Raw genomic sequence first — 23,069 nt, forward strand, 5'->3', positions numbered from 1 at the left:
GTCCAACTCCGGCGGCGCCTACTCGCAGAAGATACGCACCTTGGCGTCGGGCTGGTCGACCTCCACGGTCATCTCGTCGAGGTGCTCCACGAGCGGCTCGAGCAGTTCGGGCTTGAGCTGTGTCAGGTCGAACGGAACACCCGACTTGGTCAGTGCGGCGTTGGCCTGACCCAGTGCCTGCGGCGGGATCAGGGCCGCCAGCTGTACGCCGGCCCGCAGTAGCTGCAGCGGTATCCGCAGGTCGACCCGCCCCGGCTCGCCGTCCTCAAGGGTGTCCACCATCACCCGCAGGTATTTCACCTTGCCTTTCGGCCGGGCGTCCAGACCGGCCGCCGCCGGCGGCTGGTCTCGTTCGAGCGCGGCGATGAGCTGCTCAGCCTCCTCCGCGGTGATCTTGCCCTCGGCCAGCATGTCGAGGATGTCCTTGCGCTGTTCGTTCATCGGAACCTCTCCTATCGGATGGTGACGAGCACGGCCGTACGGTCGTACTCGATGTCGAGCCGGGTGCCGGGCAACGCGGAGACGATGCGCCAGCCGGTGCCGAGTGCCCGCATCACATCGACGCGGTATATGAGACAGGCCACGGCCGCCGCCAGTGCGGCCAGGAGCATGACCGGTGAGAACACGAGCGCTACGGGGAGTACCGGGACCCAGATCCGGATGGGACGACCGTCCGGGCGTTTGACCCGTACGGTCAGCAACTGGGGCATCACGTCCGGTGCTCCAATTCGGACAGTGCCTGCTGCGCGGTGATCTCGCCCCGGCGTAACCGATCGATGACGTCGGTCGGCGACGGCGCCGGGTCGGTCTCGACGAAGTCGAGCATCTGCGTGATTCGCTTCAGTCGTGATTTGATCGTCGGGTAGCTCACCCCGAAGATCCGTTCCATCTCCTTGATGGAGCCGTGGCACCGCATGAACGCCGTGACGAAGACCTGATCCTCGACGTTGAGCTGAGCCAGTTGCGGTAGCTCGAACTCGCCCTCGATCGCGACGCCGCTGCCTGCCAGGCGCACCCGCTCGACGACGAACGGCTGGCCCCGGGTCAGGTTCGTGAGTTCCTGCCAGTCCATCGCCTGATCTGTCATATTTAAAGTTATATCCGGAGAAACTTCAATTTTCAAGATGTTGATCTTAATTTTCTTAAGATGGCGCTTCGTTTGGGCTCCTTGCTGGGCCGCGGCCCATGGGGCCGGGTCGGGTGTTTCTGCTCGTCCTGCAGGCACGCCTGATGAACCAGGGCGGGGGGCGGAGGCGGTCTGGCGACGGTGGGGCCTTCGGCGAGGATCTGCGCAGCCGAAAGGGCAGGGGGAGTGCGGGTGGGCTGGCGACGGTGGAACCTTCAGTGAGGATCTGCGCAGTCGAATTGGCAGCGTCTGCGATCTCGGTCCTTGCCGACGGAAGAGCGCCATCGGGTTTCATCTGAGCGCGGTTGGACCCAGTCAATTTATTGATCTACATTGTAAAGGAGCCCGGTGGATTTCAAGATCATTTGTAATGGACTGAAGACCCGCTTCTATAAGCGAGGGCCCGGCTGAATCGGTCGGCATGAGGGCCTGAGGGCGATCTGCGGGGCCCGATCGAGGCCGGCCGGCGCCTCCTCGAACCGGCCCAGGGCGGTCGGCGCCCAGATGCGGCTCTTTTAAAGCGGTGAGCTCCTCAGCTCCCGCCACCAGGACCTCGCCATAGGTGTCGACGCATTCCTCCGGGCGGCCGAACTCTCCCAGGATCCGGGCGTAGGCCAGGAGCGCGTCCGGCGGCGGCTCCTCCTCGTGCGGCGGTGGGGGAGGGAGCGGCGCAGTGATGCCTTGCGGTCCCGACAGGCGTGGGATGTCTGACCTGGGGTGGCGAAAAAGGGGGGAAGGCGCTGGGCCTTCCCCCCTTCAGCCCTTCAGCGGTGACCGGCTAGATCAGGGCTTGAGCGTCTTTGATGAGTGCGGCGCGGACGGTCGCTTCTTCGTCGACGTCGGCTACCACGCTCGCCGGTGTCATGACGGTCCGCATGCCGGCCGGGCGGATTCCGAGTTCTGGGCTTGGCGGCTGGCTACGCCGTGGTGAGGGCGGCCATGTTGTTGTAGCTGATCTCGGCGAACTGCAGCGACTGGTTCGGGTTCGCCGCATTGCCCGGAGCGGTGTCCTGCTCATACATCGGGTAGTGGTGCTGGCTGGTCAGACCCCGGAAGAACGTCGTGTAGTCGATGTTGCCCGTACCGAAAGGCACCATGTCGTAGCCGTTGGTGGTCGCGGTGTTGATCTTTCCGTCCTTGGCGTGGAACAGCGGGTACCGGCCCTCCTGCGCTTGGACGAGGGCGAGGGGGTTGAAGACGTTGGTCTGGATGGAGCCGTCGGGAGCGGTGTAGGTCTTGTACCTGTACTGGGCGACGTGCGCCCAGTAGATGTCCATCTCCAGGTTCACGAACTTGGGATCGGTGATGCCCAGGAAGTACTCCAGCCTCCGGATCCCCGACGATCGCGTCGGACGCCCCTGGGCGTCCAGCGGTCCGCTGTCGAGCAGGAAGTTGTAGGCGACGTCGTGGTTGTGGGTGTACAGCTTGACGTAGCCGGAGTTGCGGGCGATCTCGCCGAGGGTGTTCCACTTAGCGGCGGCGATGTCCCAGTCGGCCTTGTAGTTGCTGTTGGTCGGGTCGTTGCCGGTGCCCATGTGGTCCATACCCAGGATGTTGGAGATCTCCAGGGTGGTCTTGAACCGGTCGAGGTCGGCCTGGGTCAGTGGCCAGGAGCCCGGGATGAACCCGTGGTTGCCCTCGGCCCTCAGCCCGTTGTCGTCCAGCCACTTGCGCAGCAGCGTCGCCCCGGCGATGGTCTCCAGGTTCGGCCCGCCCTCGGCGTTGGCGTGCTGGGTGTAGCCGGCGAACTCGATGCGCTCGTAGCCGATGTCGCTGAGCGCCTTGAACACCGCCTTGAACCCCGACGGCAGGGGTGTGCTGTTGGGGTCGCGGGAGATGGCGTCGCGGACGGTGTAGAGGATGATGCCGCGCTTGCTGTCACGGATCAGGGGAGTGGCCAGAGGTGCGGCGGGAGGGGCGATTGGAGAGGCGGCCCAGGCCCTGCCCGGTAAGGCGGTGACGGCCGCTGCCGCGACCATACCGGTGGTTGCCGCGAACAGCCCCCGACGGGTCAGGCCCAGCTTGCGCCCGAGGGCACCGCCCTCGACCTGGTCGTCATCTTGTGCATGGAAAAAATTCACCCGCGTATCCCTTCGAGTAAAGGATGCGTGCGCTGACCGGTGTCACAACAAAAATTAGACTCGGCATCTTCAGCGCACCACCGATGTCGACCCTCGGCGGTGAAGGACCTCTGGCATGTCACCGCCGTTCGTTCCGATTGGTGATCATTGTTAACGCCGAATGTCGTCTCGTCAATAAAAGTAGGGATCTTTCCCTCATCGATCTATTTGAGAAGTTCATAGTCCTGTGGGCGATCTAAAAATGAAGAGGTCGCACGGATGGGCGGCCGGCGGGGACCAGCCGAGCCAGATCTTGCGTAAGGGGATCCAGGCGCCCCTGAGGAGGAGGCCTCGGCCGAGAGCAACGGTGAGGCCTCGGTCGAGGGCCAACCAACGCCGGACACGCGTGAGGTGGCGGAGCGGGCCGGCCGGTTGGTGCTGAAGACGCTGGAGAAGGCAGGCGGGGTGGAGGTGCTGGCTGCGGCCCATGAGGCTGTGTCGGCCCATCACGGCAACAATTACCTGCCACTGCTGGAGCAGTACTACGGGTCCCACTGTGCGGCGCTGTTCACGCTGGTGAACGCGATCACGCTGGAGTCGACCAGCGCGGACCGCAGCGTGGTGGAGACGGTGGAGTTCCTGCGAGCGCTGCGTGGCGCGAAGGCTGTGTTCGTGCCGGAGCGGCTGACGGTCGAGCGGGTGGGCGCCTTCTTCCGGGACAAGCTTGCCGCTCTCGCTCGGAGCGTCGATGCCGGGTATCCCTCCAACACCGACCTGGTACTGGAAGGTGGCCGTCCGGTGCTCAAGCGTCGCAAGGGCGTCGAGCGTCGGCCGGAGGCGCTGGGGTTGGAGGTTGCGCTCCATGACCGGCTGCCGCAGCGGGCGCTGCTGGACGTCCTCACTCGCACTGCCTATCTGCTGGGCTGGCACCATCACTTCGGCCCGGCCCCCGGCTCGGATCCGAAGATCAAAGAGGCCTTGGCCCGCGCTACGTGCTGACGGTGTTCGCGCATGGCACGCTACTCGGCCCGTCCCAGGTCGCGGCACACATGCGCGGCAAGGTCAGCGTGCACGAGCTCTCGCTGGCAGGCAACAAGCACGCCACCGCCGGCAAGATTGAGAAAGCGTCGGCGACGGTCGTCAACGCGTTCAACAAGCTGGACGTGGCCGGCGTGTGGGGCGACGGGAAGACCGTCGCCGCGGACGGCTCCCAGATCGACACGTGGGAGAACAACCTGCTGGCGGAGACGTCGATCCGGTACGGGGGCCATGGGGGCATCGCCTACCGGCATGTCTCCAACACCTACGTCGCACTGTTCAGCCACTTCATCCCGTGCGGGGTGTGGGAGGCGGTCTACATCATCGAGGGCTGCTGAAGAACACCTCCGACGTCCAGCCCGATACCATCCACGCGGACACCCAAGGCCAGTCGCTGCCGGTCTTCGGCCTGGCCGCGCTCCTGGGATTCGACCTGCTTCCCCGCATCCGCAACTGGCATGACCTGATCTTCTACCGGCCCGCCCTCAACACGCACTATCAGCACATCGATTCCCTGTTCGGGGATGAGGTGGTCGACTGGGACCTGATCGAGGCGCATTGGACGGACCTGCTGCGCACCGCGATCTCGATCAGGGAGAACAGGATGTCGTCGGTCACGCTGCTGCGCCGGCTGGGCAACCGCTCCCGCAAGAACCGCCTATACCGGGCGTTCAGGGAGCTCGGCCGGGCGATCCGCACCATTGCGCTGCTGCGCTATCTGTCGGAGCCGCAGCTCCGGGAGCAGATCACCCAGGTCACCAACCGGAACGAGGCCTTCCACGGTTTCGCCGACTGGCTGATGTTCGGCGGCAAGCTCATTGGCCACAACGACCCCGACTACCAGGAGAAGGTCATCAAGTTCAACGAGTTGCTCGCCAACTGCGTCAGGTACTCCACCGCCCTGGACATCACCGACGCCGCCAACGACATCGCCGCCGAGGGACACCCTGTCGACCTGGACGACCTGGCGACCGTTTCCCCCTACATCACCCACACCGTCCGCCGGTTCGGGAACTGGACCCTCACCCCTTTCGGATCCTCGACGGCAGGCCGCGAATCCCGTCCTTGCGCCCCAACGTCCGTGGTCAGTACGCCGAGGTGAGCGGCTCAAGGAACGGATCTATGCGGCATCACCAGGCTTGCCGTGGTGGTCGACTTAGAGAGTCGCGGTCACGGGACGGCGGCCGCCAAGGTGGGCGGGAACAGAGGTGAGCGCCGCCACCACGAGCACGGTTGCCATCACCAGGGCGATCAGCTGCCAGGGTGCGGGAAGCGTGGCCTTGTCGCTGTCGCCGCCGGTGATCACGTTGATGGCGGCGAACAGCAGGAAGCCTCCCGGGAAGACACCCATGACGGCGCCGAGGAGCGCGGGCAGCACCTGCGCGGTCGCCAGGGCGACGGTCACTTCCTGGGGGGTTGCGCCGAGGGCGCGTGCCAGCGCCGACGCATGCCGGTTGTCGAGCACCGTCGCCCAGGTGATGACGATGGCGTTGACCGCCGCCAAGGAGAGCAGGATGACCGTCCAGACGAGGAGCACGTGCCGCAGCACCGCCACCTGAGCTTCGGTGTATGCGCCGGTGCCTGGCTGGTCGCCGAGGAAGGCGTTGAGCACCACCAGGACGTAGATGCCGCTGACCGTGACCGCGATGCTGACCACGCCCAGCACCACCCGTCGCGGCCGGCGGGCGGTGACCCGCAGAGCGAGCAGCAGCGGGACGGGCAGTCGCGCCGAGAGAGTGATCAGCCAACCGGTGCGGCGAGGTGGGCGTGCCGCGTCGGCCAGCGCGCTGACGGTGCTGGACTGGGCCGCGCGCACGGCCGGAACAGTGGTCGCCACCACCGCGACGCCGAGTGCCACGGCAGTCACCAGACCGATCGTGGACCAGGTCAACGACGCCGTCCCCGCGCCGCCGACGAGGCCCGCGCTCGACTCGGTGAGTAACGGAGCGGTCAGCGCTCCGATCATCAGCCCGGCCGCGGCCGCGACGACGGCCACCAGGAGGTACTCCGCGAGTAGCACGGCAGCGACCAGACCCGGTGTGCCGCCGACTGCTTTCAGCAACCCGATACGCTTGGTCTGATCGGCCATCCGCCCGCCGACCAGCACCGAAAGACTGGCCACAGCGAGCAGGCCGAGCAGCCAGGCGCCGATCAGCAGCAGGATCTGGGAGTCCCGGGCCAGGTCGGTGGCGTCAGCGAGAATGCTCTCCCAGGTCTGCATGGGTATGGCGCCGCCGTGGTCGCCGCCGTTCCGGTCGACGAATGCCTGGGCTTCGTCCGGGGCGGCCAGCTTCAGGTTCATCACGTAGGACAGGGAGCTTCGGTCCGAGGCGAGGCTCAGCACGTCCGCCTGGGTGAGCCAGACCAGCCCGGGATTGTGCAGCAACCCCGCCGGCAGATTCCGGTCGTCGGGAATGGCGCCGTTGATGCAGCCGGCGGCGACGATGCAGGACGCTCCGGGATAGGGCGGCATGGCGGCGGTGACCGCGACGCCGACGACCTTGAACGACCTGCCGCCCAGGGTGACCGAGTCACCGACTCCCACCTCGAGCGAGTCGGCGAAGGTGGCCTCGAGCGCCACGCCGCCGTCGCTGACCCAGCTGCCCTGCCTCACCTGGGGCTGATCGACCGCCGCGATAGTGGCGTCGCGCCCTTCGACCTGCACGTCCGACGTCCGGCCGGACGCCTCGAGCTTCCCCGCGAGGACGGGGTACGGTCCGCTGTGCTCAGTGACGCCGGAGGCGGTGGCCAGTTTCCCGAGCTCCGCGAGGTCGGCGGCCCGGCCGACGTTGGCGACCACGTCAGGCCCCCTGGTCGCCGCCCGGGTGCTCTGGTATGGGGCGCCGGCCGCGTCGCGCAGGACGAGCCCGAGCGTCAGCGTCGTGGTGGCGGCCAGGATGGCGAGCAGCAGAAGCGCGGCCTCGGTGCGGCGCCGCCGGAGGTCTCGCAGGGCGAGGCGGATCACGAGAAGGATGCGACCCATTGCGGTCAGTCCTCCAGCCCGACGAGCGCGCCGAGCTGCCCGGTGGTGCCGCCGGTCAGCAGGGTCTCGTCCACGAGCACGCCGTCGCGCATCGAGAACTTCCGGTCCGCGGTGGCCGCGATCCGCGCGTCGTGGGTAACGATGACCAGCGTCTGCCCGGACTCGTGCAGGTCCTTGAAGAGCTGGAGGACGTCCAGGGTGGCGTCGCTGTCCAGGTTTCCGGTCGGTTCGTCAGCGAGGACGACCAGCGGCTCGTTGCTCAGCGCCCGGGCGACCGCGACCCGCTGCCGCTGGCCGCCGGAGAGCGCGGAGGGCAGGAACCGCGCCCGGCCGGCGAGCCCGAGCTGATCCAGCAGCTCCTCCGCGCGCCGCCGTGCGACCCGCGGCGAGCGTCCGGCGAGCAGCGCCGCCAGCTCGACGTTCTCCATGGCGGAGAGCTCCTCCATCAGGTGGAAGGACTGGAAGACGTAGCTGACGTCGGTCCGCCGCATCCGGGCCAGGGCCTTCTCGCTGATGTTGTCGATGCGCCGGCTGTTCAGCGACACCTCTCCAGCCGAGGGCCGATCCAGCCCGCCGAGCAGATGCAGCAGCGTCGACTTTCCGCAGCCGCTCGGTCCCATGATCGCCACCGTCTCTCCCGCGCTGACGTCGAGATCGACGCCGTCGACGGCGCGCACCAATCCTTCCCCTTTGCCGTGCTCCTTCCGCAGCCCGCGGGCGCTCAGTACGGGCGTGTCGGCGGCATTGCTCACGATCCACTCCTTCGATAGATCCAGTTCTGCTTACGGGTCTTGAGCCGGCGCAGGCCCGCCTCAAGCGGGAGCACGATGCGCTCCGCCAACAGCGCTGCGGTCGAGCGGGTCCGGCTCGGCCATGGCGGGGCGCTGGGTGTCGGCGATGGTGAGGGGTGGCCAGCCCGGCCGCTGCGGCAAGCGCGTCAAAGAAGCGCCAGCGCCTTGGCCACACCCGGGTCGCGCCCGGTAGCCAGGTCGAGGGCGGTCATGGGGGCGTAGCGGTCGACCGGCACGCCGATCGTGTCGATGATTTCGCGGGCGGGCCCGAGATGCCGGACCCTGGGCAGGAGCAGGAGGCTGCCGTCGTGGAGGAGGTATGCCTCGCTGGGGCCGGAGACGGCCCCGGCGGTGCGGGTCCCGACGAGGGTGCCCATACCGTTTCCTTGACCGCCGCGCTGAAGTCCTCACAGGCCGAGGCGCATCCGCGATCGGTGAGGACGATCAGGCGCGAGCCGAGCAGCGAGACGCTGTCGTCGGTCCGGTTGGGCACGCAGTCTCCCTTGAGCGGGCAGAAGTAGCTGGTGACCTTGCCGTGTGCGAATGCGCCGAGCAGCCGTGTCACCTCGCGAGGTGACCCTCCGCCGTTGCCGCGCAGATCGAGGACCACGACCTTCGGTTTGTCTCGCAGCTTGGCGATGACCTGGTCGGCGGAGCCTTCGTAGAATCCGGGCAGTTGGACGTAGGTGACGCCGTCGGCGAGCTTCTTTGACGTCACCGCCGGAGGCTGCCGCGTGATATGTCCCTCTTTGAGCTCGATGATGCGGGTCCGTCCCGTTGTGGGCCGCTTGAGCGTGAGCCGTACCGTGCCGGAGGCGAAGGCGTCGAGGATGCTCTGATTCACGGTGTCTCCGATGAACGCCGGCACGCCGTTGGCCTTGACGATGATGTCACCGGCTCTGATGTCGGCCTTGGCGGCGGGGCTGCCGGGCAGGACGCGGGTGATGAACATCGGCGGCCGGGCCGCAGGATCGAGCTGCGATCCTCCCTGCTGAGCCGACGCGCCCACGATGCCCGTTCCGGTTGGCCCGCCCTCTTGCGACGGGGTCGGCCTGACCCAGCGGGCGTGGTTGTCGTGCAGTCCGGCGACCATGCCGGTGATCGCGGCGCGCAGGGCGGCGGGGTCGCCGACGCCGAGGACTTTCGCGAAGGCGGACCAGTCGGTTTCGCGGTTCCCGGTCAGGGCGGGCAACCTAAGGTCGGCCCGGTCGGCGCCGCGCCGCATCAGGTTCTGGGTATAGGCGGCGAAGGCGCTCTTCAGCAATTCCTTCGGATCCATGACCGGGCCGCTGTAGTAGTTGTCCAGCACGCAGAAGTACGCCTGCCGGAGCGTGTTCACCGATGTCGGCGGTGCCGATTCCGGCGGTGACGCCGTGCTGGTGGTGCAGCCCCCGCCTGGAGTGGCCGATGGGGACGCCAGCTGGGACGTCGTGACCGATGCTGACGCGGGTGCGGACATGGAGCAGGCCGCCACCAGGACGGCGGCGCAGAGGGCTCTGATCATGGCCGCTAGCGTGGCCTGAAGCGGGTTGCACGGTCGTGAACGGATCCGTTAACGCCATTGAAACCCCGGTTCGGATATGAATGTCGGGTGCGGATTCTGGTGGCCGAAGACGAACGCGACCTGGCCGATCTCGTGGCGGTGGGATTGCGCCGTCATGCTATGGCCGTCGACGTGGTGTATGACGGGGCCGCCGCGGTGGAGCAGTTGGCGGTGCACGACTACGACGTTCTCGTGCTGGATCGGGACCTGCCCGAGATGCACGGCGACCTCGTGTGTCGTGAGCTGGTGGCGCGCGGGAGCCGTACGCGGATCTTGATGATGACGGCGGCGGCGTCGGTGCCGGAGCGAGTGGCGGGTCTCGGGATGGGGGCCGATGACTACCTGCCCAAACCGTTCGACTATGCCGAGTTGGTTGCGCGGGTGCAGGCGCTGGGGCGGCGTAGCCAGTCGGCGGTGCCGCCGGTGCTGACGCGGCACGGGATCGTGCTCGACAGGCACCGGCTGCAAGCCTCGCGGGACGGGCGGCACCTGCACCTGTCCCTCAAGGAGTTCGCCGTCCTTGAGGTGCTGATGAGGGCGGACGGCGCGGTCGTGAGCTCCGAACGGCTGCTTGAAGAGGCATGGGACGAGAACGCCGATCCGTTTACGACGGTGGTGCGGGTCTTGATCAGCCGCTTACGGGCCAAGCTGGGCGACCCGCCGTGCATTCAGACCGTTCCCGGTGCGGGATACCTGCTGTGACGACGATCCGGGTTCGGCTCACCCTGATCTACTCCGGGCTGTTCCTGCTGACCTCGGTCGTGTTGCTGGTCACGGTCAACCTCCTACTGCGCCAGGCGCTGAAGACGCGGGTCGCCCGGCTACCCGGGGGGGCGGTGGCGCCGCAGCCGCAGGTGCCACACCTGCCCGAGCTGGTGAACGACGTGATCAACTACCAATGGGAGATGACCACCTTCACGGTGGGGATCTTGACGCTGGTCTCGTTGGCCGTCGGATGGCTGGTCGCCGGGCGGATCCTGCGGCCCATCCACCGGATCACCGCCACCGCGCAGCGACTTTCCCTATCGACCCTGCACGAGCGGATCGCGCTCACCGGGCCGAAGGACGAGCTGAAGGAACTGGCCGACACCTTCGACGCGATGCTCGATCGGCTCGAACGCTCCGTCGAGGGGCAACGGCGGTTCATCGCCAACGCCTCCCACGAGTTGCGGACCCCGCTGGCCGTCCAGCGGGCGGCGATCGAAATCGGGCTCCCCGAGGACGGCGGCGAGATCCGCGGCACGCTCCTGCGCCACAACCGCCGGGCGGAGAACCTCATCGACGCCCTGCTGGTCCTGGCCCAGGCGGAAAACGGTCTGGACAACAGGAGCCCGGTGGCCCTGGACCAGGCGGTACGGCTCGTCCTGGCGGAAACAGGTTCGGACGGCGTCACCGTGACAGGGCGGGCAGAGCCGTTCGTCGTCGATGGGGACCCTGTCCTGCTGAACCGGCTCGTCATCAACCTCCTCGACAACGCGGTCCGCTACAACCATCCCGGCGGAACCGTTGATGTAACGCTCTCCCGTGGAGTGTTGACGGTCCGTAACACCGGCCCGCACGTTTCCCAGGAACGTTTCGGCGATCTCTTCGAGCCCTTCCGTCGGCTGCATACGACCCCTGGACAAGGCACCGGGCTCGGATTGTCGATCGTTGCGGCGATCGCGAAGGCTCACGGGGCCGACGTGCGAGCGAACCCCAATCCGGGTGGCGGGCTGGAGCTCGTCGTGGTTTTCGCGGGATCCGAGGACGCATCCCCCGCAGGAGGAACAGCGGAGTGATGCATGTGACACAGAATGTGAATTATCTGTCACACCGGCGGCCGATGCGCCACCTCCGCCCCTGCTCGGCGCCCGCCGCCGCGCAGGCGACTCGGCTACATTATGTGTCACATCGCCTTTCGGGAGGCGGCTTCGTGTCCATCGTGGCGTTCCCCAGCCAGCCCGACCCTGCGACCGCCAGCATGACGGTCACGGCCGCGGTCGAGCGTTTCCTCGACTCCCTCGCTGCGGCCACCACCCGCTCCGGCTACGCCGATACCCTCACCCGGCTGACCGCGGCCACCGGCCCGCACCATCCGGTCGCCGCCCTACAGCCTGAGCACTACGCCGCGGTGATGGACCACTGGAACGCCGCGGCCGCCGCGACCTGGAACCGGCACCTATCCGCGCTGACCTCGTTCACCGTCTGGGCCCAGCGCCAGGAACTGCTGGCCACCAACCCGGCCCGGCGGCTGGAACGCCGCAAGACAGCACACCGAGGCGACCGCTCCATCCCGCGCACCCGGCTGGAGACACTCTTCACCGACCCCGTGCACGCCCTGCGGGAAAAAGTCCTCTGGAGGCTGCTGTACGACACGGCCGCCCGCGCCGAGGAAATCCTCACCCTCAACGTCGAAGACCTCGACCTGGAGTTCCGCCGTGCCCGCGTCGTCTCCAAGGGCGGCGCCATCGAGTACGTGCACTGGGCCACCCCCACGGCCCGGATCCTGCCCCGCCTGCTGACCGGCCGCACCCGCGGGCCAGTGTTCCTGGCCGACCGGCGCGCCCCCACTTCCGGCCGACGCGCGCCCGCAGCCGCCGACATCTGCCCCGTCACCGGGCGAGGCCGACTGTCATACCCGCGCGCCGAGTACCTGTTCAAAACCGCCTCCGCAAAGCTCGACCCGCACCGGCAAGGGTGGACCTTGCACCAGCTCCGCCGTTCGGCGCTCCAGCATCTCGCCCAAGCCGGCCGAACAGCGCCCGAACTGCAGGCCAAAAGCCGCCACCAGCACCTGGCCAGCCTCGGCCGCTACGTGCGACTCGGCGAAGAGACCTCCGCGCGCATCACCGCTGAAGCCGACCCCGCCCAACGTCGCCGCGCCCGCTGACCCCTCAACCACCCACCTACAGGGGATGGTCGCGTCTAGCGCCCAACCCGCTGAGCTGCGACTACAGCAAGCCCGCGGCCCCTTTCTGGCGTATTCCGGCCGCCCCCCAGAAGGCCACCACGCGTCTGTGGGACACCCTGCATGGGCTGCTCAACGGTGAGCGGCGCCGGGTGCCGGCCGAACTCCTGGAGGTGCCCGCTGGTGCGAGGATCTCCATGCTGGAGCGGTTGCGGCGTCCGGTGGTGAAGGCGTCGGGACCGCAGATGGACAAGGCGCTGGAGCGGGTGGCCGAGATCGCCGCGCTGGGGGTGGCGCAGGTGGATGTGTCGGTGATCCCGTGTTCGAGGCGCTGTCGCAGCAGGTGCATGGCGATGCGGCGGTTGAGGCTGAACCGCCGCTCGGTGTCGACCACGACGACGATCCCGAGGGCCGGTGGGTCGCCCGTACCGCGGTGCCGGCCTTGTTGCGAGGCTGACGCCTTCACCCGAGCCTGCCGGGCGGTCGGCAGCGTCCCGTGAACTCGTTTCCTGACTTGTGTGAAAGACAGGCGACACCACTTCCTTGAAAAGGCCCATCCCCATGCCGCTCAGTACGACCCTGTCTGACGCCGCCCTGATCGAACGGTCGTGGCGGGATCCCGGGGATTTCGCCTTGCTGTTCGACAGGCACGCAGGACACATCCACCGTTATGTGGCCCGCCGGCTCGGCGACGAGCCGCCCTTCTGGCCGAGGCCCGCACGAAGCGCCGGCCCCGGGCCCGGGTGGTCGGCCCGCGGCGTTTGATGCTGGCAGGCGGCCTGGTCGCGGCGATGACCGCAGGAGTGATCGCCGTCCAGACGTTCAAGCCCGCCGCGCCCGCGAGCGCCGCCGAGGTCCTGAGGCTGGCGGCCGAGGCCGCGAGCGCCACCCCGTGGCCGGAACCCCGTGACGACCAGTACCTCCACTACGAGCGGATCGCGGAGACACGCAGTGAGAACGGGGTTCCCAACGTCGGTCCGCGCCACATCACGGGCGAGGTCTGGGAGTCCGTCGACGGCTCCCGCCCAGAACTGTGGTGGCACAAGCCGTCGAAGTCCCACCCCCAGGACCGCGAGTACAAGGAACTCCTGACCCGGTGCCCCAGCGGACCTGGCGCGGGGCGCCCCGCCTACGCCGACCTCCGTGGGTGGCCGACCGGCCAGGAGCAGCTCCGGCACAAACTTGCCGAACGCGGTAACGAGATGGTCCTCAAAAAGGACACCGCGACCCAGATCTGGCGCGCCGTCGTCAGCGTCCTCGGCAGCCCGATCCCGCCCAAGCAGCAGGCAGCCATCTTCAAGATCGCCGCGACCCTGCCGGGCATCGAGACGGAAGAGCTCAAGGACGCCACCGGCAAATCGGGCATCGCCGTGACCCGGGTGGACAACCAAGGCCCCGGGGGCGCCATCTCCCGCGAATCCCTCATCTTCGACAAGACCTCCTACGTCCTCCTGGGCGGCCAGGAACTCGCGCCGGGGCAAGGGCGTGAACTCTGGTCCATCACCCGTCCGCAGATCACCGACGTACTCCCGGCCTGGTCCAAGTCCCTGAAGCCGCGCGGCTGCGCCTAAGCCTGCGCTCACCGGACGGCAGGCCGATCGTTGTCCGAGGAGGATTACGAGGGGGATGGACGCTCTCTGGCCTCCATCGTTTTCCTCAGCGCCTGCGAGCGGCGGGATCACGTCCCGATTGCCAGCGTGCGAGTGCTTCCCCGGAAACTCGGGCGTAGCGGGCCAGTGAGGCGACCGAGGTGTGCCCGGAGTAGGCCGGCAGGGTGGAGGTGATGGAGTATCTGCGGCTACCCGCTCCCAAGGGGTCCAGTGAGAAGCTGTACAGCGCTGACCTGCTCTGAGATGGCCTAGCGCACGATCCGGTTCCGATGTTCCTCAGACCCCGATCTCGCCGGCACGATCATGACCGTGCGTATCGTGATCCGCCACGCGTGGACCACCTGTCGCCGGGACGCACGCCCCCGGCGCCGACCCTGACCAGCCGCCTGTCTGGGTGACGTCCGGGGCGTTTGCATGCGGCGGCGGATGCGCTACGACGTTCCGGTCAGGCGCAGGCGGGTACGGGGTGGGGCTGATGGGGGCAGCGCGGCGATGATCTCGGCGAGCGAGGTCGCGGCGAGGCTGTTCCGCCAGGCTTCGTGGGCTTCGGCCATCTTCTCGGCGAGGATGCAGGGGTTCTGGCACTCCTCGGCGGACAGGGCTCCCCGTCCCTGCTGGCGGATCTCGCGGCACTCGTACGGCGAGGACGTACCGTCGACGGCCTCGACGATCTGGAGGAGCGTGATCTCGGAAGCGGGCCGGGCCAGCCGGAACCCGCCGCGCGGGCCTGTCGTCGCAGCCAGCGCGCCGGCCTTGACCAGCGCCTGTAGCTGCTTGGCGAGATAGGCCGCCGGCAGGTCGAAGTACTGGGCGAGCTGTGCCGCCGACGCGGTGGCCCCTGCCTCGAGCTGCGCCAGCGACGCGGCGCAGTGCAACAGCCATTCCGTACTCACGGGCAGCTTCATAGACCCGATACTATCTCAGACATTGAGGATCTATTAAGTCCGAGATAGCGTATGCGGCAGCACACAAGACAGAGGAGAGATCACCATGAGGACCATGCGAATCGCCGTTGCCGGAGCCACCGGGAACATCGGGGCCCGCACCGTCGCCGTCCTGGAACAGGCCGGGCACGAGGTCGTGCGCATCAGCCGCTCACTCGGCGTGGACCTGACCACCGGCGACGGCCTCGACGCCGCCTTGGCCGGTGTCGAGGCCGTCATCGACGCCACGAGTTACACGGCAGCCGACCGGGACGACACGGTGGCGTACCTCGGCGCCACCACCCGGAACCTGCTCGCCGCCGAGGAACGGGCCGGTGTCCGTCACCACGTGCTGCTCTCGATCGTCGGCGTCGATCGTATTGAGGGGAACGCGCACTACGCCGGTAAGCGTGAGCAGGAGCGCCTCGTGGCCGAGGGCCCGGTGCCGTGGACGATCGTTCGTGCCACGCAGTTCCACGACTTCGCCGCAATGGTGGCGAGCTGGACCGAGCAGGACGGCGTCGCCGCGGTCCCACCGCTGCTCGTCCAGCCGATCGCGCCCGCGGACGTGGCCGACATCCTCACCGAGATCGCCATGGGCGCGCCGCAGGGGCATTACCGCGATGTCGCCGGCCCTGAGCCGCAGGACCTGGTGGACATGGCCCGGCGCACCAACGACGCGCGCGGACACGCGGTCAAGCTCGTGCCGACGTGGTCATCGCTGTCCGGTCCGGAGATGGCCGGCGACGTACTCCTGCCCGGCGAGGGCGCCCGCATCGCGCCGACCACCTTCGACGAGTGGCTCGCAAAGCAGCGATAGCGTCATCCCGGCCCAGCACCCTTCGCCGGCGGGTCGCCCGGTGGAATCATTCAGTGTGAGGGGGCTGGGCACTGACGCCGTACGTGGCTGATCATGTCGGTCGGCTCCTGCGCAGACCGGAGTGGGCCGGACACCTCGCAGGCGTCTCAGCACCGGCCGGGGCGGCCGACGAGCATCTCCGGAGGCGTTGCATTCCGAGACCGTCGATGTGATGCGCACCACTGTCCGGGTGTTTCGGATCGGGCATGCGCGATCATGACCGGATGGACGCTCGTTTCCTTGGTATCGCCGATCTGGTCGAAGCCCCGTCCGTGGCGGTCGTCGTCGACGTCATGCGTGCTTTCACGGTGGCGGCCTGGGCCTTCGCCCAGGGGGCGGAAAAGATCGTTCTTGCTGAGTCGCTGGACGAAGCCCTGGCGCTCAAGGCTCGCCACCCGGACTGGGTGGCGCTCAAAGACGGTCCGCCCGCGCCCGGGTTCGACGCCGTCAACTCGCCGGGCCTGCTGCGGTCCATTGACCTTGGCGGACGGACCGTTGTGCAGAAAACCACGGCGGGGACGGTTGGCGCTCTTGCGGTCAAGGAAGCGTCGCTGGTGCTGTGCGCGAGCTTCGTGGTGGCGGAGGCGACGGCTCGGCTCTTGCGGACACGTGAGGGTGACGGTGTCACGTTCGTGGTCACCGGCGAGGATGGGCACGCCGATGAAGATCTGGCGTGCGCTCAGTACATCGCTCGGAGGGCCACCGAGGCTGGGACGGATGCGGCTGAGTTCCTCCGCCGCGCCGGCGAGTCGCGCGCCGCCGCCGAACTGGCGGAGGGGGTGCGTCAAGGAGTCCATCCTGATGACGTCGCACTCTGTCTTGAGCTCGACCGGTTCTCCTTCGCCATGGTGGCGACCTTGGAAGACTCGCTCATGGTCCTGCGTCCGTGCGCCGTGCCTTCGCCGACCGAAGAGGCTTGAGCCGCCGGCCAAGGACGTCACCTTGGCCGGCGCGCAGCACGAGGAGCGGAAAGCGGGGGAGGGGCGGTGGCGGCGAACCGCCACCGCCCCAGGTTGGCTGTGGGCTACCGGTGGTCAGCCGGTCTGGGTGGCGCGCGGCGGGCAGTACGCCGGGTTGGGCTGGTTGAAGATGCCGTCGCCGTTGTACGCGTTGTAGACGCAGAAGTAGAAGGAGGGACCGTAGTAGCACCCGAGTTTGCCCATGCCGGTCACGGTGGAGGAGAGCCCGTAGGTCTGGCCGTAGGCCGTGACCTGTGACGGGCAACTGTAGGTGGCCAACGATGCGGCGCCGGCCTGGCTGGTGACAAGGATGCTGCCGGCGGTGGCGAGTGCCCCGGCGAGCAGGACTGTGGCGATGCGCTTACGTAACACGGCCGATTCCCTTCCTTCGTACGGGCGGCCGGGTATCTGCCTATCCCCTGATCTAGGACCAGACGACCGGGATCCGCGCAACAGAGTGCATCGCCAAGATTAGCAAACCGGCCACTTGGTGTCGAAAGTTTTGTGTATCTGAATGAAAGAAAATAACTCAGATGCGCAAACTCAACGCCGTCGGCGCCGGGCTGGCCGCGCTGGCGTCCGGTCATCCATACGCGCGGATGATGTCGCCGGTGTCGTCGCCTTCGACGCAGCGCAGATAGTGGTCGACGAGTTCGTTCATCGGCACTGGACGCATGCCGGGGAAGTGCTCGTCGAAGGTGGCGACGGAGTCGCCGATCATTGTGGGACTGACCACGTTGATCCGCATACCCCGCGGTAGTTCGATGGCGGCCGACAGGACGAAGCTGTGCAATGCGCCGCTGATGACGCCGCCGCCGGTGACGTGCGGCCATGCTTGGTCGGCGAAGATCCCCGATGTCAGGGTGAAGGACGCGCCGTCGGCGCAGTGGTGCTGGCCGGTAAGGACCAGATCGACCTGCCCGAAGAACTTGGCTTGCATGTTCTCGTGCAGCGCGTCTGATGTCAGCGTCTTGAACTCGTCGAGCGCGCCGTGCGCTGCGATGCTCACGACACCGTCGACCGCCCCGACCTCGCGGTACATGGCCTCGATGGTGGCGTGTGAGGTCAGGTCGACGTGGACGTCGCCCGAGGTGCGCCCGGCCACGACGACGTCGTGGCCGTTGGATCGCAGTGCGGGCACCAATCGTCGTCCGATGGTGCCCCCGCCGCCGACGACAACGATCCTCATCCTGCGTTCTCCTTCTGAAACGGGGTTCCCGGCGCAAGGCGCCGATCGAGGGTCTGTGCCAGCAATGTGAGCGCGTCGGCGTCAGGTGTGCCGAGACGCGCGTAGAACAGCCCGAGCTGCTGGTCGTCGTCGGGCAGGGTGACCGTCTCGTTCGCCAGGGTCACTCGCCCGACGACAGGATGGTCCAGCTCACGCAGGTAGTACGAGCAGGTGCGGACGGGGCGTCGCGCCCACATTCGCGCGAACTCTGGGCTGTCGACTGCGAGTCGGCCGACGAGTTGTTCGAGCTCCCGGTCCGCCGGGTGCCGTGCGACCGCCTGATGCAGGGCTGCGACGGTGACCTGCGCCTTGGCGTTCCAGTCGCGGTACAACGCACGGTGGTGCGGATCGAGGAACAGCAATCGCGCGATGTTCGGCCGAACTCGCGTGTCCGGGGCGTTGAAGTCGACGTGGCCGGCCAGCAGAGCGTGACCGAGGGGGTTCCACGCGAGGACGTCAGCGCGATGATCGATAACGATCGCCGGTGTGCCGGGCATCGCGGCGAGCAGCTCACGCACCGACGGCCTCAGCGTGGTTCGCCAGGTACGAGGCCGAGTCGGTCGTCTCGGGGCGGCGAGGATCCGCAGGTGTTCGTGCTCGGCGGGATCGAGCTGCAACGCCGCGGCCAGCGCGTCGATGACCGCGGCGGAAGCGCTACCGCTGATGCCCTGCTCGAGTCGCGTGTAGTAGCCGACGCTGACCCCGGCGAGTTCGGCCAATTCCTCCCTGCGCAGTCCCGGGACTCGCCGATGAGTGGCGCCGGGCTCGATGCCCGCTGCGGCCGGCGTCAAGCGTTCGCGCCGGCTGCGCAGGAACCCGCCGAGATCGTTCGCTCCGGTGGTGGTCACCAGCCCATCTTCGCGCCGATCGCCGGCCTCTGCCTGCCCCAAACACGGCTACCTTCGCAGGCCTCCCGTGCATCAGATGATGAACAGGCCCGATGCCGCATGGAAACCCCTGCCCGACAGCAGGATCCGATCACTCACAGGTATTTTGACCCTGGTGGCGCCGACCCGAGTGAAGGGTCTGGTCGGCGGACATCGCCAACCACGTGCTCAAGGTTCCCGCGTAGACCTGCGGCGGAACGGGGGACGACGACCGGTGATGCCACCGGAAAGGTGGCCGCTCAGTCGTCGTGGGCGATGTGCATGAGCTGCCGCCACAGCAGCACCACGAACACCGCGGAGCCGGCGAAGGCGAACCAGAAGGGCGCCGCGACACCGAAGTGGGTGGCCAGAACACCGCCGATCAGCGAACCGACCACCAGGCCGGCGTAGACGCAGATGGCGTTGACGCTGCCCACCCGGCCCTGCAGCTCGTGGGGGACCGCGCGCTGGCGGACGGTGACCGAGGTCGTGCCCCAGATGAACGCGTGTGCGCCGAAGACCAGGAAGATGCCCCCGGCAACCCACGGCGAATGGGTCAGGGCCAGACCCAGGTGGGTGAACGTTTCGATGATGAGCCCGATCCGCATCAGGGCGCCGAGGCTCACCTTGCGGGTGATGGCCCCGTACAGGCCGGTGCCGATCAGGCCACCGATCCCGCCGAGGGTGGTCATCAGGCCGAAGCCGATGGCGCCGAGGCCGAGCTGCTCCTGGGTGTAGAGGACGAGAACCGACCAGGCCGCGCCGAACGTGAAGTTGAAGATCAGGATTGTGAGCGCCAGCGTGCGGACCGCCGCGTGATGGAGGGTCCAGCTGAACCCGGCGATGAGTTCCCGTACGGTGTTGGGCTTGGGATCGGCGCCTTGTCGGCCGTGCGGTGGCAACGTGAGCCGGGAGACCAGGAGCATCCCCGCCACCACCAGGAGCAACTGGCCCGCGAACGGCCAGGTGAAGCCCAGGCCGAACAGGGCCGCTCCGATCGGTGGCCCGGCAAGCTGATTGAGCGTGATGAACCCCGTGCCCAGGCGGGCGTTGGCGATGACGAGATCGTCCTTGCTGACCATCAGGGGCGTCAGCGTGGCCGTCGCGCTGTCGGCGAACACCTCGGCGACGGACCGGAGCGTGAGCGCCACCAGCGCCGTCACCACGCTCACCGTACCGGTCACCATGAGCACGACGAGCGCCGCCAGCACCAAAGCCCGCATCGCGTTCGCGACGAGCACGATCCTGCGCCGGTTGTACCGATCCGACAGCACGCCCGCATACAGGCTGAACAGCAGCGGCGGCGCCCAGCCCACCAGGGCCGACAGCGAGATCATCAATGGATCGCGGGTCAACGTCGCGATCAGCAGCGGGCCCGCGGCGGCCGCGACCCCGTCACCGAGATTCGTCAGCCAGCTCGAGGCCAGCAACCATCGGAATCCTGTCCCCAGCCGAGCGGGCAGGACCCTCTCCACCATTGTGATCACGAGCGCAAGACCATACGTTGCGGGGGAATCTGCGGCAACACGTTTGAACTGATCAGGCAGTACCACCTGTCTCAAACCCAAATCGCGATCTTCGCCCTGGTCGGCGCCGCCGGTGCCGCGGCCGCGCCGATCGCCGGGCGCCTCGGCGATCGCGGTCTCGGCCGGCCGTCGACGGGTGTGGTCTTTGTGCTGGCCGCGGTCGCGATGGCGGTCGCCGGATTCGGTTCGCACAACCTCGTCGTCCTTGCGGTCGTCGGCATCCTGCTCGACCTTGCGGTCCAGGGCCACCTGGTCCTCAGCCAGCAGGAGATCTACCAGCTCAGACCGGATGCCCGGTCCCGGATCAACACGGTCTTCATCGGCAGCATCTTTTTCGGTGGCGCGATCGGATCGGCGGCATCGGGATTGCTGTACGACCACGATAGGTGGATCGGTGTCACCACTTTCGGAGTCATCTTGTCGATCATCGGGTTCGGCCTGTGGTGCGGCTCAGAGGTACTACTCCGCAGGAGAGGAGCGGTTCTCCGAACGCTTCCCTGATCGCGTGATCGATGTGGGGCCGGCCGCTTACGTGGTCGGAGCGGAGCGCTCCCGGGCCAGCTCGTCGGCCAGGTCGGACGCGACTTCGATGGCGATCTCGATCGCTCGGGCCGCCAGGGGAGAGTGGGTACGGCCGGCCCGCCAGTGCAGGCAGACCTCGCGTGGGGGAATGGCCGGTCGCAGCTCGTGGACGCGGAGCCGGTCGTCGGACTCGGCGCCGGCAGCGTGGATGGCGAGCCACGGCAGCACTGCCGATCCCATCCCGGCTCGCACCATCGACAGCAGCGTCTCGTTGCCCGCCGTACGGAAGACGATCTTCGGGTTCGCGCCGGCGCGGGTGAACGCCTCCTCCACCCTGGGCTGGTCGCAGGTCGACGGCCAGGCCACCAGCGGTGCGCCGTCGAGCTGGTCCAGCGGGACGGAATGCTCGGAGAAGGCGCCGCGCCTGGCCACCAGCAGGTACGGATCGTCGAGCAGCTTGGCATGCTCGACGTCGCCGTTGAGGGGGCCGTCGTAGAACAGCAGGTCGAGATCGCCGATCTGAGGCGCCTCCGGCTCTTCCTCGGACAGCCGGATGTCGCAGCCTGGGTGCTCGTCGCGCAGCCGACGTACGACGATCGGCAAGATCATCGTGGATACGCTCTGGAGGGTGCCGATGTCGATCCGGCCGTCGCCGGCCTGGAAGCGGTCCACGGCCTCGGCCAGGGCCGCCGCCTTCGCCAGCAGCTCGCGTCCGTGCTCGAGGACGACGGCGCCGAGCGGTGTGATCCGTACCGGTCTGGGACCACCCGGCCGATCGAACACCGGGCCGCCGACAGACCTCTCCAACGCGGCGATCTGCTGGCTCACGGTCGACTGGGTGTAGCCGAGGCGGGTCGCCGCCCGGCCGAACGAACCCTCCTCGGCGACGGCGGCCATCGCGGCCAGGTGCCTCAGTTCGAGATCGGTCACGGGTCCCAAGCGTACTCCCAGCCATCGCTCCTAGCGATCGAGTTGATCGGAAACAATCGCTTTTCACGATGACGTCTGGCTTCTAGCGTGGCTGGCATGGCAGTAACCACCGCTGCACCGCCAAATTCCCGACGGCCGGCCTGCCGGTGGGCAGGGCGCTGCCGGTGCGTGGCGACGGGCTTCGGCGGCGTGATCGTGGTGCTCGCGGTCGCCGTCGTCGTGCGCTCCGAGTTCCATCGATAAATCTGGGTTCCACCAACCAAGGGAGAGTCCATGAGCACATTCGTGTTGATCCACGGCGGAGGAGACGCCGAATGGTCCTGGCACCTGGTGGAGGCCGAGCTACGAGCGCGTGGGCACGACGTGCTGGCTCCCGACCTTCCGGGTGACGACGAGTCGAAGACCCTGGCGGACTACGCCGACGCCGTGGTCGAGGCCGTCGGTGACAAGCGGGACCTGGTCGTCGTGGGCCACTCGTTCGGTGCGTTCACCGCCCCGTTGGTCGCCGATCGGCTGCCCGTCGATGTGCTGGTCCTCCTGGCCGGCATGATCCCGTCGCCGGGTGAGTCGCCGGACGAGTGGTGGGCCGGCACCGGCTACCGGAGCGCGGTGGAGGAGCAGGCCAAGCGCGATGGCGGTCTGACCGGCAGCGCGGATCCATTCGTGAGCTTCTACCACGACGTACCCCGGGAACTGGCCGAGGAGGCGATGGGCAAGGAGCGCGACCATCCGTCCAGGGCCGCGTCGGCCGCTCCGTGGCCGTTGGACGCGTGGCCGAACGTGCCGACGAGGTTCGTGCTCTGCAGCGAGGACCGCTTCTTCCCGCCCGGCTTCTTTCGCCGGCTGGTGCCCGAGCGCCTGGGTATCGTCCCCGACGAGATCGCGGGCGGCCACTGCGTCGCACTCAGCCGCCCCAAAGAGGTGGCGGACATGTTGGCGGGCTACGCGGCTACCGCGTCTGCCACGAGGATCGAGCAGTGAACCGTTCCTCGGCGGCGGCCGGCCCGCCGGGCGTCTATGACATCGCCGTCGTCCTCTCGCCCAGCGCCGATCCGACGCTCTCCGCCAAGGCGGGCGCCACCTGGTGGCCGGCGGACCTCCCGCCGGAAACAGTGTCGCCGGACCAGATGCGAGGCGTACTCCGCGAAGGGCCCGGTAGAGCCTTGAGGCATCGACATCCACACGACCGGCCAACATGTCGAATCGGTGTCGAGAGGA

24 protein-coding genes and 1 pseudogene are annotated in these 23,069 nt (G+C 67.9%); 11 read left to right on the forward strand and 14 right to left on the reverse strand.

Annotated features, from left to right (window positions below; translation table 11 throughout):
• Positions 1-18: 18 nt before the first annotated feature.
• The 4 genes from CHC08_RS28285 to CHC08_RS28300 all read right to left on the reverse strand — a co-directional run bounded on the left by CHC08_RS28285 (position 19) and on the right by CHC08_RS28300 (position 3,207).
• A complete protein-coding gene (locus CHC08_RS28285; RefSeq protein WP_089210425.1) occupies positions 19-441 on the reverse strand; it encodes an SHOCT-like domain-containing protein in 423 nt (140 codons plus the stop codon).
• A gap of 11 nt (positions 442-452) precedes the next feature.
• Positions 453-713, reverse strand: coding sequence for a hypothetical protein (locus CHC08_RS28290; protein ID WP_089210426.1), 261 nt, complete (start codon positions 711-713; stop codon positions 453-455).
• Positions 710-1,123, reverse strand: coding sequence for a DUF2089 domain-containing protein (locus CHC08_RS28295; protein WP_218825521.1), 414 nt, complete (start codon positions 1,121-1,123; stop codon positions 710-712). Before CHC08_RS28295 ends, CHC08_RS28290 begins: the two co-directional genes overlap by 4 nt.
• A 920-nt stretch (positions 1,124-2,043) precedes the next feature.
• Positions 2,044-3,207, reverse strand: a complete 1,164-nt coding sequence (locus CHC08_RS28300; RefSeq protein ID WP_218825522.1) for a sugar phosphate isomerase/epimerase family protein — start codon at positions 3,205-3,207, stop codon at positions 2,044-2,046.
• 411 nt (positions 3,208-3,618) lie between these two features.
• Here CHC08_RS28300 and CHC08_RS50820 point away from each other — a divergent pair, with 411 nt between their 5' ends.
• Both CHC08_RS50820 and CHC08_RS50830 read left to right on the forward strand, forming a co-directional pair.
• Positions 3,619-4,185 (forward strand): hypothetical protein, encoded by a 567-nt coding sequence (locus CHC08_RS50820; protein ID WP_218825523.1) that lies wholly within the window; start codon positions 3,619-3,621, stop codon positions 4,183-4,185.
• Positions 4,186-4,187: 2 nt separating this feature from the next.
• Positions 4,188-5,326, forward strand: a pseudogene (locus CHC08_RS50830) (transposase).
• A 54-nt stretch (positions 5,327-5,380) separates the two neighbouring features.
• On the opposite strand, the gene CHC08_RS28310 reads toward CHC08_RS50830, so the two are convergent.
• The 3 genes from CHC08_RS28310 to CHC08_RS28320 form a co-directional block, all read right to left on the reverse strand.
• On the reverse strand, positions 5,381-7,207 hold the full coding sequence (locus CHC08_RS28310; RefSeq protein WP_089210427.1) for an FtsX-like permease family protein: 1,827 nt from the start codon (positions 7,205-7,207) through the stop codon (positions 5,381-5,383).
• A gap of 5 nt (positions 7,208-7,212) precedes the next feature.
• A complete protein-coding gene (locus CHC08_RS28315) occupies positions 7,213-7,959 on the reverse strand; it encodes an ABC transporter ATP-binding protein (RefSeq protein ID WP_179282254.1) in 747 nt (248 codons plus the stop codon).
• A gap of 247 nt (positions 7,960-8,206) precedes the next feature.
• Complete coding sequence (locus CHC08_RS28320; RefSeq protein ID WP_179282255.1) at positions 8,207-9,337, reverse strand: S41 family peptidase; 1,131 nt, start codon at positions 9,335-9,337, stop codon at positions 8,207-8,209.
• On the opposite strand from CHC08_RS28320, the gene CHC08_RS49780 reads away from it, so the two are divergent.
• The 4 genes from CHC08_RS49780 to CHC08_RS28335 all read left to right on the forward strand — a co-directional run bounded on the left by CHC08_RS49780 (position 9,330) and on the right by CHC08_RS28335 (position 12,410).
• Entirely contained in the window at positions 9,330-9,521 is a 192-nt protein-coding gene (locus CHC08_RS49780) for a hypothetical protein (RefSeq protein ID WP_179282256.1), read from the forward strand. The two genes, CHC08_RS28320 and CHC08_RS49780, sit on opposite strands and share 8 nt — an antisense overlap.
• 68 nt (positions 9,522-9,589) lie before the next feature.
• A complete protein-coding gene (locus CHC08_RS28325) occupies positions 9,590-10,243 on the forward strand; it encodes a response regulator transcription factor (protein WP_089210430.1) in 654 nt (217 codons plus the stop codon).
• A complete protein-coding gene (locus CHC08_RS28330) occupies positions 10,240-11,319 on the forward strand; it encodes a HAMP domain-containing sensor histidine kinase (protein ID WP_089210431.1) in 1,080 nt (359 codons plus the stop codon). Before CHC08_RS28325 ends, CHC08_RS28330 begins: the two co-directional genes overlap by 4 nt.
• A gap of 134 nt (positions 11,320-11,453) precedes the next feature.
• Entirely contained in the window at positions 11,454-12,410 is a 957-nt protein-coding gene (locus CHC08_RS28335; protein ID WP_245878616.1) for a tyrosine-type recombinase/integrase, read from the forward strand.
• A 61-nt stretch (positions 12,411-12,471) separates the two neighbouring features.
• On the opposite strand, the gene CHC08_RS51735 is transcribed toward CHC08_RS28335, so the two are convergent.
• On the reverse strand, positions 12,472-12,822 hold the full coding sequence (locus tag CHC08_RS51735) for a hypothetical protein (protein WP_245878617.1): 351 nt from the start codon (positions 12,820-12,822) through the stop codon (positions 12,472-12,474).
• A gap of 214 nt (positions 12,823-13,036) precedes the next feature.
• Between CHC08_RS51735 and CHC08_RS28350 the strand changes: the two genes are divergently transcribed.
• Entirely contained in the window at positions 13,037-13,999 is a 963-nt protein-coding gene (locus tag CHC08_RS28350; RefSeq protein WP_179282257.1) for a CU044_5270 family protein, read from the forward strand.
• Positions 14,000-14,469: 470 nt separating this feature from the next.
• On the opposite strand, the gene CHC08_RS28360 is transcribed toward CHC08_RS28350, so the two are convergent.
• A complete protein-coding gene (locus CHC08_RS28360; RefSeq protein ID WP_089210433.1) occupies positions 14,470-14,943 on the reverse strand; it encodes an RrF2 family transcriptional regulator in 474 nt (157 codons plus the stop codon).
• Between the two features lie 94 nt (positions 14,944-15,037).
• Here CHC08_RS28360 and CHC08_RS28365 point away from each other — a divergent pair, with 94 nt between their 5' ends.
• Together CHC08_RS28365 and CHC08_RS28370 are read left to right on the forward strand one after the other, a co-directional pair.
• Positions 15,038-15,781: an SDR family oxidoreductase gene (locus tag CHC08_RS28365; RefSeq protein ID WP_089210502.1), complete on the forward strand. Its 744-nt coding sequence runs from the start codon at positions 15,038-15,040 to the stop codon at positions 15,779-15,781.
• 245 nt (positions 15,782-16,026) lie between these two features.
• Positions 16,027-16,740 carry a 2-phosphosulfolactate phosphatase gene (locus CHC08_RS28370; RefSeq protein ID WP_218825526.1) on the forward strand — a complete coding sequence of 238 codons (714 nt, stop codon included), beginning with the start codon at positions 16,027-16,029 and terminating at the stop codon, positions 16,738-16,740.
• A 114-nt stretch (positions 16,741-16,854) separates the two neighbouring features.
• Here the strand turns inward: CHC08_RS28370 and CHC08_RS28375 are convergent, their stop codons facing one another.
• The 4 genes from CHC08_RS28375 to CHC08_RS28390 all read right to left on the reverse strand — a co-directional run bounded on the left by CHC08_RS28375 (position 16,855) and on the right by CHC08_RS28390 (position 20,303).
• Complete coding sequence (locus CHC08_RS28375; protein WP_089210434.1) at positions 16,855-17,151, reverse strand: hypothetical protein; 297 nt, start codon at positions 17,149-17,151, stop codon at positions 16,855-16,857.
• Between the two features lie 211 nt (positions 17,152-17,362).
• Positions 17,363-17,968: a short chain dehydrogenase gene (locus CHC08_RS28380; protein WP_089210435.1), complete on the reverse strand. Its 606-nt coding sequence runs from the start codon at positions 17,966-17,968 to the stop codon at positions 17,363-17,365.
• Entirely contained in the window at positions 17,965-18,855 is an 891-nt protein-coding gene (locus CHC08_RS28385) for a helix-turn-helix transcriptional regulator (RefSeq protein WP_089210436.1), read from the reverse strand. Before CHC08_RS28385 ends, CHC08_RS28380 begins: the two co-directional genes overlap by 4 nt.
• A 278-nt stretch (positions 18,856-19,133) precedes the next feature.
• Positions 19,134-20,303, reverse strand: coding sequence for an MFS transporter (locus CHC08_RS28390; protein WP_218825527.1), 1,170 nt, complete (start codon positions 20,301-20,303; stop codon positions 19,134-19,136).
• A gap of 108 nt (positions 20,304-20,411) precedes the next feature.
• Between CHC08_RS28390 and CHC08_RS51745 the strand changes: the two genes are divergently transcribed.
• Complete coding sequence (locus tag CHC08_RS51745; protein ID WP_275937216.1) at positions 20,412-20,900, forward strand: MFS transporter; 489 nt, start codon at positions 20,412-20,414, stop codon at positions 20,898-20,900.
• A 27-nt stretch (positions 20,901-20,927) separates the two neighbouring features.
• On the opposite strand, the gene CHC08_RS28400 is transcribed toward CHC08_RS51745, so the two are convergent.
• A complete protein-coding gene (locus CHC08_RS28400) occupies positions 20,928-21,851 on the reverse strand; it encodes a LysR family transcriptional regulator (protein ID WP_089210437.1) in 924 nt (307 codons plus the stop codon).
• 273 nt (positions 21,852-22,124) lie between these two features.
• On the opposite strand from CHC08_RS28400, the gene CHC08_RS28405 reads away from it, so the two are divergent.
• A complete protein-coding gene (locus CHC08_RS28405; protein WP_089210438.1) occupies positions 22,125-22,832 on the forward strand; it encodes an alpha/beta hydrolase in 708 nt (235 codons plus the stop codon).
• Positions 22,833-23,069 lie beyond the last annotated feature (237 nt).

Origin of the sequence: Streptosporangium subroseum, assembly GCF_900188345.1 — a bacterium.
Classification (GTDB): domain Bacteria; phylum Actinomycetota; class Actinomycetes; order Streptosporangiales; family Streptosporangiaceae; genus Streptosporangium; species Streptosporangium subroseum.